Annotated in this window: 8 protein-coding genes and 1 other annotated feature; all 8 genes read right to left on the reverse strand. The window is 66.9% G+C overall.

The annotated features are described in order from the left end of the window. Window positions 1–143: 143 nt before the first annotated feature. Window positions 144–1,379 (reverse strand): threonine synthase, encoded by a 1,236-nt coding sequence (gene thrC, locus HPY83_19290; GenBank protein ID NPV10092.1) that lies wholly within the window; start codon window positions 1,377–1,379, stop codon window positions 144–146. Continuing rightward, window positions 1,369–2,313, reverse strand: coding sequence for an ABC transporter permease (locus HPY83_19295; protein ID NPV10093.1), 945 nt, complete (start codon window positions 2,311–2,313; stop codon window positions 1,369–1,371). The genes thrC and HPY83_19295 overlap by 11 nt, the downstream gene beginning before the upstream one ends. Before the next feature lie 124 nt (window positions 2,314–2,437). Further along, window positions 2,438–3,355 carry an ABC transporter permease gene (locus tag HPY83_19300; protein NPV10094.1) on the reverse strand — a complete coding sequence of 306 codons (918 nt, stop codon included), beginning with the start codon at window positions 3,353–3,355 and terminating at the stop codon, window positions 2,438–2,440. A 58-nt stretch (window positions 3,356–3,413) separates the two neighbouring features. Beyond that, window positions 3,414–4,991 (reverse strand): ABC transporter substrate-binding protein, encoded by a 1,578-nt coding sequence (locus tag HPY83_19305; protein ID NPV10095.1) that lies wholly within the window; start codon window positions 4,989–4,991, stop codon window positions 3,414–3,416. Between the two features lie 102 nt (window positions 4,992–5,093). Then, window positions 5,094–6,809, reverse strand: a complete 1,716-nt coding sequence (locus HPY83_19310; protein ID NPV10096.1) for a D-aminoacylase — start codon at window positions 6,807–6,809, stop codon at window positions 5,094–5,096. Between the two features lie 10 nt (window positions 6,810–6,819). Then, window positions 6,820–8,073 (reverse strand): amidohydrolase family protein, encoded by a 1,254-nt coding sequence (locus HPY83_19315; protein NPV10097.1) that lies wholly within the window; start codon window positions 8,071–8,073, stop codon window positions 6,820–6,822. Beyond that, window positions 8,070–8,876, reverse strand: coding sequence for a creatininase family protein (locus HPY83_19320; protein NPV10098.1), 807 nt, complete (start codon window positions 8,874–8,876; stop codon window positions 8,070–8,072). Before HPY83_19320 ends, HPY83_19315 begins: the two co-directional genes overlap by 4 nt. Window positions 8,877–8,878: 2 nt before the next feature. Next, window positions 8,879–9,346 (reverse strand): 4Fe-4S dicluster domain-containing protein, encoded by a 468-nt coding sequence (locus HPY83_19325; GenBank protein ID NPV10099.1) that lies wholly within the window; start codon window positions 9,344–9,346, stop codon window positions 8,879–8,881. A 71-nt stretch (window positions 9,347–9,417) separates the two neighbouring features. Continuing rightward, window positions 9,418–9,728 (reverse strand) — a binding site (T-box leader). Between the last annotated feature and the right edge of the window lie 191 nt (window positions 9,729–9,919).

Genomic DNA, 9,919 nt, shown 5'->3' on the forward strand with positions numbered 1-9,919 from the left:
CCCCGCAGACGCAGCCTCTCCTGAGGGAGTTGCCCTACCAACTGCCCCGGAGACACTTCCGTGAGTGACCGACGAATTGTGGCACTTCCGCGTTACTGTAATGACCGACCAATTGTGGCACTTGGCCCATCACGTGTCACGTATCACGTATCACTTATCCGTCCTTCTATCAGATCCGCGTCCAGCCTCACTGCCGGCCCCACCGCCGCCGCATCCCCCTCGCTCACTGCATCGTGATCATGGTCCTTGAAGCCGGCCCCGGTGAGGACGCAAACCACCCGCTCCTGGGGCCCGATCAGGCCCGCATCCAGGAGTGCGGGTAGGGCGGTCACCCCCACCGCCGCTGAAGGCTCCACCCAGGCGCCCTCCATTCGGGCCAGCCTGCGCTGGGCTTCTAGGATGCCCTCGTCCTCCACCGCTACCGCCGCGCCCCCCGACTCGCGAATGGCGCGGAGGGCATGGTCGCCGCTGAAGGTGACCTGCAGACCGGAAGCCACCGTGTGTGCCTCGGCGATGTGGCCCACCCGCTCCTCTCCCCTCTCGAAGGCCCGCACCAGGGGTGCCGCTCCCGAAGACTGCACCCCGATCAGGCGGGGCAAGCGCTCGATCAGGCCGGCGTGGTAGAGCTCCCGGTAGCCTCGCCACTGGCCCACCAGCCCATCGCCCCCGCCCACCGGGCCCACCACCACGTCCGGCGCCCGACCCCCGAGCTGCTCCACCGTCTCGTAGGCGATGGTCTTCATCCCCTCGATCAGATAGGGGTTCACTGGGGCCCAGAAGAATCCCAGGTACAGCTTCAGGGCCTCGCTGACGGCGGTGAGGACGCATGCGAACGCCTCCGGCTCGCCCTCGAAGAGGCCCTCGACCTGCACGCACCGGGCCCCATGGGCCAGCGCCTGGCGGAGCTTGCCCAGGGGTGACCCGGCGCTGAAGAGGACCACGCAGTCCAGGCCCTGGGAGGAGCAGTAGGCGGCCAGGGAGGCGGCCGCATTGCCCGTGGAAGCCGTCAGGAGGCCGCGGTAACCGTGCTCCTGCGCCAACGTCACCGCGATGGCCGAGCCCCGGTCCTTGAAGGAGCCAGTGGGGTTGATGGCCTCGTTCTTGAGGTAGAGCGCCTCCATCCCCACGGCACCGCCCAACCTGGACGCCCGTACCAGGGGCGTGTCGCCCTCGCCCAGGGAGCACAGCGGTCCCTGAACTGGAAGGCGGTCGTGGTAACGCGCCAGGCTGCCGCCGTGGCTGGGCGCCGGTGCCTGCAGGTGGCCGGGGTAGGCACACTCCAGGATGCCGCCACAGCAAGGGCACCCGCCCATACGGTCCGCCTCGAACTCGGAGCCGCAGTTCGGGCAGATGAGCCAGACCGTGCCGTCACGCGCCACGGGTGCCCCTCCTCGATCGCGGGTCGAGGGCGTCGCGCAGCCCATCCCCCAGCAGGTTGATGCCCAGGACGATGAGCACGATGGCCAGTCCGGGGAAGGTGCCCAGCCACCAGGCGATGCCCATGTACTGCTGCCCTTCGCTCAGCATGCTTCCCAGAGATGGGTCGGGCGGCTGTATGCCCAGGCCCAGGTAGCTCAGCCCCGCCTCGATCATGATCACGGTGGCCGTGCGCAGGGTGGCCGTCACCAGGATGGTGGGCATGGCGTTGGGGAGGATGCAGGTGCGGATGATCCGCGCGTCTCGGCATCCCACCGCCCGAGCCGCCTCGACGAACTCTTTTTCCCGCAGGGAGAGCACCTCTCCCCGCACCACCCGCCCGTACATCACCCACTGGGTGAACCCCAGCACCGCCACCAGCGTAGGCAGGCTGGATCCCACTACCGCTATGACCGCGATGGCCAGGAGCACCAGGGGAATGGACAGCTGGACGTCGCAGACGCGCATGAGCACGTCATCTACCCAACCGCCGAAGTACCCTGACAGCAGCCCCAGCGTGACGCCGATCAACCCAGAGAGGAGGACCGCTAGCCCTCCCACCAGCATGGAGATGCGCAGGCCGTAGATGACCCGGCTGAGCACGTCCCGACCCAGATGATCGGTGCCCAAGGGGTGGTCCCAGGTGCCACCCTCGCCCCACACCGGCGCCTGGAGTCGCTCCGCCAGCACCTGGGTGCGAGGGCTGTGGGGAGCCAGCACTGGCGCCAGTGCCACCACGAGGACCATGACCGACACTATCGCCAGGCCCAGAGCCACCCGCGGGTTCGTCCATACCCGGCTCGACGCGCGTCGTCGGGCGGTGGTCCCGGGGCGCCGTCGGTAGAGCCCTCCGGCCAGCACTCCATGTCCCAAACCTATCGAAAGATCCCTCGCCATACCTACGTCCTACTTGTGACTGCCTTCGCTTGCAGACACCACCTCACGTCCCCGTAGGGGTGGCCAACGCGGGCGCACGGCCTGTTCGCCCGCCGCGTCCGCGGGCGAACACGAGGTTCGCCCGCTACGCATATCGAATCCGCGGGTCTAGCAGCGTGTAGACCACGTCCACCAGCAGGTTCATCGCCACCACCACCGCCGACACGAACAGCACGTCGGCCTGGATCACAGGGAAGTCGCGCTGGTAGATGGAGTTGAGCGCCAGGCGACCGATACCCGGCCAGGCGAATATCTGCTCCGTCACCACCGCGCCGCCCATCAGGGTGGCGAAGGACATCCCCATCACTGTCACCAGAGGGATCATGGCGTTCTTGACCTCGTGGCGGATGGTGATGGTCCGCGGCCTGAGGCCCTTGGACTTGGCTGTACGAACGTAGTCGGCCGTGAGCACCTCCAGCATGCTGCTCCGGGTGAGCCGGGCGAACACCGCCACGAGAGAGAAGCCTAGCGTCACCCCCGGCATGACCAGGTGCAGAGGAGTCCCCCGCCCGGAGATGGGCAGAAGCCGCAACTGCAGCCCCAGCACGAGGATGAGCAGGATGCCGAGCCAAAAGCTGGGAAGAGACTGGCCCAGTAAGGTCACGCCCGTACCCACGTAGTCGAGCCAGGTGTTGCGCCGGATAGCGGAGGCCACCCCCAGGGGGATGCCCACCACTGCGGCGAAGGCCAGGGCGAAAGCGGCTAGCTGCAGGGTGGCGGGCAGCCGCTCCAGCACCAGGTTCATGGCCGGCACCCCGGCGAGAATGGACGTGCCGAAGTCGCCCCGCACCGCCCCGCTGAGGAAGCGCAAGTACTGCACGTAGAGGGGAGCGTCCAAACCCAGCTGGCGCCGGAGCGCCTCCCTCTCCGCCTCCTGCACGTCCGGCCCCACCATCAGGCTAACCGGGTCTCCGCCTAGCCGGGAGATGACGAAGATGACGAACGACACCCCCAGCAACACCAGGAGCGATTGCAGAGCTCTTCTTGTCAGGTACCGCGCCATAGATCCTCCCATCGCCTCCCGCGACTTCGGCTCGCGGGAGGCGATGACACACCGTCACTTACACGCTGGCGTCGTACAGGTAGATCAGCTCGTCCGAACGAGGCTCCCACTGTAGCCGCTGGTTGATGGCATACACGTCCACCAGCTGATACATGAAGATGAAGGGAGGGTCCTCCCGGATGAGCTCCAGCGCCTTCTTGGTGGCGGCCTCGTGCTTCTCCGGGTCCAGGGTGCTACCGGCCTCGTCAATCAGGGCGTCCACTTCCGGGTTGCTGTACCAGGCCCAGACGTTGCCCGAGCGGCAGAGGGTGAACAGAGTGTTCCAAGCATCGAAGTAGGCATTGCCCAGTGCCGCCAGCGACATGTCGCCCACGATGTGCTCGTTGGTGTCCTTGGCCCACACCCCGAACTCCATGGCGTTGAGCGTCGCCTGCACGTTCACCTGGGCCAGCTGATCCACGATGGCCTGAGCCACCTCCACGTTCCGCGGGAAGCGCCCCCGCCCCACCCGGAAGTCCTTGATCTCGAACCCGTCCGGGTATCCCGCCTCGGCCAGGAGTTCGCGTGCCTTGTCGGGATCGTAGGGATAGGGTTCCAGCTCCGGGTCGTAGCCCAGGAAGTAGTCCGGAGCCACGGTAGCCAGCTTGATTCCGTAGCCGCCCAGGATGTGTTCGATGATGGAATCGCGGTCCACGGCGTAGTTGAGGGCCTGACGGACCTTGGTGTGGCTCATGTCCAACGGACCCTCCACCCCGGTCTCGATGATGACCGCGACCATGCGAGTGCTGGGCACGCTCTTGACGGAAATGTGCTCTTCCGCCTCCAGCATGGGGACGCTGTCGGGGGGCACGTTGACGATCAGGTCCACGTTGCCCGCTTGAAGCTCGGCCATGCGGGTGGCGTCCTCGGGGATGGGACGGAACACCACCTCGTCTATGTCGGGCCTGCCTCTCCAGTAGTCGTCCCTCGCCTCCAGGATGACGTGCTCCTCGCGCACCCACTCCTTCAGCGTGTACGGCCCCGTGCCGATGGGCTCCTGGGCCAGCTTCTCGAACCCGTTCTCCTCTGTGTACTGCTTGGGCACCATCTCCAGGTCCATCAGCCGCTGCACTAGGAAGGTATCTACCTCCGAAGTGGTCACCCTCACCGTCCTCTCATCCAGCACCTCGGCGCCCGCCAGCTTGGCGTACGACTGGGCGATGAAGGGCGGCTCCACCCCGGGCAGCTTGCCCATGATCCGGTCCAGGTTGTACTTGCACACCTCGGCGTTGAGGGGCTCACCGTTGGAGAAGGTGACACCGTCGCGCAGCGTGAGGTCTACAGTAAGGTCGTCCACGATGTTCCACGATTCGACCAGCCGTCCCTCGTAGCGGTAGTTCTGGTCCGGATTCCTGGTGCCCAGAGAGTCGTAGATGTGGGCCAACACGTTGGCGGTGATGGTAATGCCGTGGTTGTGGGGATCCATGGTGGAAACGTCCGCCGTCTGGGCCACAGTGACCCGGACGGGCTCCTCCGAAACCTCCGCCTGACCTCCCGTGACCGCCTGCGTCGCCGGGGCGCAGGCTCCGACCAGGTTGAGCGCACCGATCCCCATCGCCAGAGCGGATGCCTTCCTGAGTAACGTCCTTCTGTTCATCCTGTGTGCCACCTTCGCCTCCTGAGGTCTCGATCTGACCGGTTCCCTGTCTATCCCTCTATGGCGGTGGCAGCCTTGCCCCCGCACCCGACCCCCGTCGGTTCACCCTCGGCGCAGCACCTGCCCCGCCCGGACCCCGGTCGGCTCCCCTCCGTCCACTGCCACCGACCCGTTCACCAGCACGTACTCGATGCCGGCAGGGAAGCGGCAGGGATCGCCGTACGTACTGCTCTCGCAGACCCGCCCCGGGTGGAACACCACCAGGTCAGCGCTCATTCCCCGTCGGATCAGCCCCCGATCCGGCAATCCCAAGACCTGAGCCGGCAAGGAGGTCATCTTCCGCACCGCCTGCTCCAGCGAGAGGAGCCCCTCCTGGCGCACGTACCGCTGCAGCACCCGTGGATAGGATGCAATCCCTCTCGGGTGAGGAAGCCCCTCCTCCGGTTCAGGGAAACGGTCCAGCGCCGAGCCATCGGTAGAGACCATGGAGGTGGGGTGGACCAGCACTGCCCTGACGTCCTCCTCACTCATGGGCCCGCCGGTGACCCGTGTCAGCCCCTCGTCGGCCAGAAGGATCTCCCGCGCCGCCCTCAGCGAATCGGTGGCCCAGAGCCCTCCGATGTCGGCCAGGCTGCGGCCCGCCAGTTCGGGGAAGCTGGGCGAGTGCACGATGGTGAGGAAGGGATAACCGCCATAGCTCCACACGTTGGGGGTGGTGATGCCATAGGCCGCATCCTCCTCCATGCGCCGCCGGTTGTCCTCGATCTCCTCTCTGGCCCGTTCCTCGACCCGCGTCGCCAGCCGGGAGAACTCCTCATCGTCACGCAGGGCAGCGAGCATGGCCTCCATCTGGGCTCGACTCGCCCCCTCGTTATGGGCGAAGGACGGCCCCAAGAGGTGGCGGGAAAGGTTCGAGATGGCGGAGTAGTCGTAGGGGTAGACGTCGCAGGTGACCTCCAGCCCCTCCGCCCTGGCCTTCTCGATGAGGGAGAGCGCGCCCGCCACCTGCCGGCCCCAGTTCTCCCGTCCCATGGCTTTGAGGTGGGCCACGTTGCCGGGGATTCCGGCACGGCGGGTGACCTCGATCACCTCTCGGGTAGCTTCGATCACGGTGTCGCCCATGCCCCGCGGGTGGGAGAGGTGCACCCCGCCGAACTGGGCGGCCACCCGGCATAGCTCTGCCAACTCGTCCGTGAGCGCGTTGCGCCCCGGAGGATACTCCAGTCCGGTGGTGAGGCCGAAAGCGCCTTGCTCCATGCTCTGGCGCACCAGGCGACACATTCGCTCCAACTCTTCTGACGTCGGCACCCGGCGCCGCCCGCCCTCCCTTTCCTCCGGGCGCTGGGCTCGCTCCACCCCCATCGCCAGTGCGCGCACGGTGTTGTGGCCCACGAAGGGCACCACGTTGATGCCCACGCCCCAGCCCTCGAGGGTCTCCAGCCACTCGCCGAAGCCGGCCCAGGGCGCCTCTACCGCCTCCCCGGAGGCGTTCGACAGCCACGCCTCCACCCGGGGCCGATACCAGTCTGCCAAAGGGGCCGGCGAGAGCCCGCAGTTGCCCACGGCGGCGGTGGTGATGCCCTGGCGGAGCGAGGTGAGCGCATTGGGGTGGGCCAGCAGGGTCGAGTCTGAGTGAGAGTGTGGATCTATGAACCCGGGAGCCACCACCATCCCGGCCGCGTCCACCGTGCGGTCTCCTGGCAGCGGCGTCCGACTGATGGCGACGATGCGCCCCGCGCGGATGCCCACGTTCGCCCGGAAGGCGGGATTACCAGTGCCGTCAACCACGGTGCCGCCCGCGATCACCACATCGAGCACCGCCCCTCCCTCAGCCCAGCGCCCGCTGGAGTTGGCCTTGCCGCCGGTCCACCAGGATCCGGCCCTGCCTGAGCACCAGCTTGATGCGCTCGCGCTCCCTCAGGACCGAGATGTCCTCGAGGGGATCGCCGTCCACCAAGATCAGGTCGGCCTGCTTGCCCGGCTCCAGGGTGCCCGTGGCCTGGCCCAGTCCTATTGCCTCGGCGGCATCCCGGGTGGCTGCCAGGATGGCCTCCATGGGAGTCATCCCGATCTCCACCATGAGCGGCAACTCCCAGGCGTTTTCCCCCATTGGGGCCAGGCTGCCGGAGCAGTCCGTCCCCAGGGCCATGCGCACGCCGGCGCGGTGGGCGCGGGCCATGTTGGTCATCACCACCTCCATGACCGCGTTGCCTTTACGGACGGCCTCTTCTGAGAGGCCCGCCTCCTGAGCCCGCTCCTGGAAGGCTCGGCCTATGGTCATGGTTGGTATGAGGAACAACCGCTTGGCTACCATCAGCTCCAGGATCTCGTCGTCCAGGTAGATGCCGTGCTCGATGGTGTCCACCCCGCATTGGATGGCGTTCAGGATGCCCTCCCGGCCATGGGCGTGGCTGGCCACCCGGCGGCCCAGGGCGTGGGCCTCGTCCGTGATGGCGCGAACCTCGTCCGGGGTGTAGTTCCGCCACCAGGATTCGTCTCCGGCGGAGAGCACTCCGCCGGAGGTACAGATCTTGATCCAGTCATGACCGCTCCTCACGTGCTGCCGGACTCGCTTGCGGACCTCGTCCACACCGTCGGCGGTGTCCTCCGGCCTGACCGGCCAGCCGGGCCTGCCCATAGCCGGGTCGGCGTGGCCGGCGGTCATCGTGACCATCCCGGCCGTGAGGATGCGGGGCCCGATGACCAGCCCCAGGTCCACCGCCTGCCGGGCGGCCAGCACCTCGGGGCCGCTGCCGGCGTCGCGCAAGGTGGTGAAGCCGGCCTCCAGGGCCCGACGCGCATTGTCGGCGGCGTAGAAGGCCTTGAGCTCGGATGAGGTCTTCACCTCGTAGGCCAGCCGCTCCTGGCCCGCCGGGGTACGCAGGTGAACGTGAGCGTCTATCAAGCCCGGCATGATGGTGAGACCGCCGGCCTCGATCACCTCCGCCGCCGGGGGTGCCGCCACCTGAGTCGACGGGCCCACGGATGCGATGGCCCCGTCATCCACCAGCACCGCCGCATCCTCGACGGGCTCGACGCCGGTGCCGTCTATCAGCCGCGCTCCCCGAATCAGCAAGCTCAACTGGCCTTCTCCCGAGCGATGGATACCATTCGTCGGACCTCCTCGGCCGTCTCCCTCACCCTGATGTCCAGAAGCTTCCGGCCGGCTTCGGCATTGGAGCCGCGGGCATCTCCCAGGATGCCGTTGGGTGACTGGTAACGGATGCCGTAGACGAAGGATTCGATCTGGGAGTGCTTGATATGGTCCGGGTGGTAGAACTCCTCGTCCGCCCGGCCCGCTTCCGCCCGGTCCATGTCCACCAAATCGGGATGCACGGCCAGCATCATGGAGGTCTCGCCGAAGCCAGCGTGGACCCCGGCCTGAGGACGGGTGACTCCGTACTCCTCGTAGACTTCGGTGACGCCGCCGGCCAGCTCCCTGATGTTAGGCACCACCATGTGCACCCGGCAGGTGTCCTTGAGGGCCTTGGCGATGCGAGGTAGGAAGGCGAGCATGGTGTCCGAGTTACCGCCGTGCGAGGAGATGAGGACGATGTCCCTGAAGCCGTGTCTGCCCAGGGAGAGGCAGTACTCCATCAGAACCTGCATGAACGTCTGCTGGCTCAGGGTCAGGGTACCGGGGAAGTCAGTGTGGTGCTCCGATAGGCCGGGGCGCATCACCGGGGCCACCAGGGCATCGCCTAACTCGCGCGCCACCCCCTCCGTCAGGGCGTAACCCAGGTAGGTGTCCGTGCCCGTGGGTAGGTGGGGGCCGTGCTGCTCGATGGCCCCCACCGCCAGGAGAGCGATGTCTTTGCCCTCGGCGATAGCCTCCTCGATCTCCATCCAGCTCATCTGCTCCATAAGGACCCGTCCGCTTTCCATGATCACTTCCCCTCCGTCGCTGTGGCTCGGATCCACTTCGCCCAGGCGGGCAACTCAGTTGGCTTGCCGTCGGTGTAGGTGATGGCGAGGGAGGCGCATCTCTTTACACACTCAGGATCGCCCCTGCACAGATCACAGATCAGCGCCTTACCGGTCTCGGGGTGTAAGGCCGCCATGCCGAAGGGGCAGGCCTCCACACAGGCTCCACAGCCGGTGCAACGGTCGGGCGCCAGGAGCACGGCGCCGGTGGTCTCGTCCCGGTAGAGGGCATCCACGGCGCAAGCTTCGATGCAGGCGGCTCGGCGGCACTGACGGCAGACGTGTGGCTGGTCCAGCCCAATGGTCTCGTCCTTGATCACCCGTATCCTGGCTGCCGCTGTTCCAAACTGGCCCTCGTGCTCGGCCACACAGGCCACCTGGCAGGCCCGGCAGCCGGTGCACAGCTCCGTACGGACCACGATTCGCTTCACCGTAAGCGCCCCTCCCTATGTCTGTCGCCGGAAATGAACAAAGCCCCTCGTCCTGGACCGGCATGTATGCCGGAAGGGACGAGAGGCTTTCCCGCGGTGCCACCCTCATTGGACTGACTGAGAAACAAAGAAATCCGCCGTGATGGCGGATTGAGGTGTAAGCCAGCCCCACTCTGCAGGTACGGGACACGTTCGACGCTGTGACGCATCCGATACCCTCGGCCCTGATAACGGTGGCGACTCCGGCGCTGCCTACTTGGCATCCCGTTCGGCGGCGCAACTCCCGGGCCCATTCCCCGCCTGCGCTGGTGCCGGGCTCTCACCTTACCCCGGCTCTCTGAACCCCGCTCTGGAGGGTACTCCTCCCGTTCAACGTCGTTCAGTATTCAACTGGGGTGCACTATAGCACCATCGGTTCGGGCCGTCAAGAGCGATGGAGAGCTCACCAGGGCTTTCTCAAAGTCGAGCCAGCGTTGGGCGAGCTGCCATCTGGCGCGGGCCAGGAACCACCACCGGCCAGCGAGCAGGCAGGGAACAGAGGCGATGCACCATCCTATAGCGCCCAGCCTGGCT

The sequence above is a fragment of the Anaerolineae bacterium genome (assembly GCA_013178015.1).
Taxonomy (GTDB): Bacteria; Chloroflexota; Anaerolineae; order DRVO01; family DRVO01; genus Ch71.

Bases quoted from the DNA above. Each gene is read 5' to 3' on its own strand.
- HPY83_19305 (NPV10095.1), bottom strand. From the start codon at position 4,991: ATGAACAGAAGGACGTTACTCAGGAAGGCATCCGCTCTGGCGATGGGG.
- HPY83_19300 (NPV10094.1), bottom strand. From the start codon at position 3,355: ATGGCGCGGTACCTGACAAGAAGAGCTCTGCAATCGCTCCTGGTGTTG.
- HPY83_19320 (NPV10098.1), bottom strand. From the start codon at position 8,876: ATGGAAAGCGGACGGGTCCTTATGGAGCAGATGAGCTGGATGGAGATC.
- HPY83_19295 (NPV10093.1), bottom strand. From the start codon at position 2,313: ATGGCGAGGGATCTTTCGATAGGTTTGGGACATGGAGTGCTGGCCGGA.